The organism is Paenibacillus sp. UMB4589-SE434 (assembly GCF_030226685.1).
In the GTDB taxonomy this organism is placed as follows: domain Bacteria; phylum Bacillota; class Bacilli; order Paenibacillales; family Paenibacillaceae; genus Paenibacillus_B.
In genome coordinates, this window is the sequence record NZ_JASOYK010000028.1 from 1 (window position 1) to 350 (window position 350).

Here is a 350-nt window from a genome sequence, read left to right on the forward strand (position 1 = left end):
GCACAGACACATGGCGCGCACCAAAATGTAGTGCCGCAAAGCTTCCAGCCGTACGGCCAAGTGCAAAGCATCACGGCACAGACACATGGCGCGCACCAAAATGTAGTGCCGCAAAGCTTCCAGCCGTACGGCCAAGTACAAAGCATCACGGCACAGACACATGGCGCCCACCAAAATGTAGTGCCGCAAAGCTTCCAACCGTACGGCCAAGTGCAAAGCATCACGGCGCAGACACATGGCGCCCACCAAAATGTAGTGCCGCAAAGCTTCCAACCGTACGGCCAAGTGCAAAGCATCACGGCACAGACACATGGCGCGCACCAAAATGTAGTGCCGCAAAGCTTCCAGCC

1 protein-coding gene is annotated in these 350 nt (G+C 56.9%); it reads right to left on the bottom strand.

Features of this window, described 5'->3' with window-relative positions; all coding sequences use genetic code 11:
• Positions 1 to 350, bottom strand: a 350-nt coding sequence (locus QP775_RS25600) for a hypothetical protein (protein ID WP_285109339.1), incomplete at both ends; no start/stop codon positions are given.